At 56.1% G+C, this 255-nt stretch carries 2 tRNA genes; both read left to right on the forward strand.

Annotated features, from left to right (window positions below):
• Position 1: 1 nt before the first annotated feature.
• Positions 2 to 77: transfer RNA gene (locus CYD26_RS24895), tRNA-Gly, on the forward strand.
• Between the two features lie 103 nt (positions 78 to 180).
• Positions 181 to 253 (forward strand) — tRNA-Glu (locus CYD26_RS24900).
• The last annotated feature ends 2 nt before the right edge of the window (positions 254 to 255 follow it).

The raw sequence follows: 255 nt of genomic DNA on the forward strand, positions 1-255 counted from the left end.
TGCGGGAATAGCTCAGTTGGTAGAGCACGACCTTGCCAAGGTCGGGGTCGCGAGTTCGAGTCTCGTTTCCCGCTCCAGTTTTAACGGTCTTGCTCAATGGCAGGGCTGGTAAGAAAATCCAGGTTAGGGTCTAAGATTCTGATCTGGTCACTGAAACATGCCTTGCATGTTTTGGGCAGCGTCCCCTTCGTCTAGTGGCCTAGGACACCGCCCTTTCACGGCGGTAACAGGGGTTCGAGTCCCCTAGGGGACGCC

The organism is Pseudomonas sp. FFUP_PS_473 (genome assembly GCF_002858665.1).
In the GTDB taxonomy this organism is placed as follows: domain Bacteria; phylum Pseudomonadota; class Gammaproteobacteria; order Pseudomonadales; family Pseudomonadaceae; genus Aquipseudomonas; species Aquipseudomonas defluvii.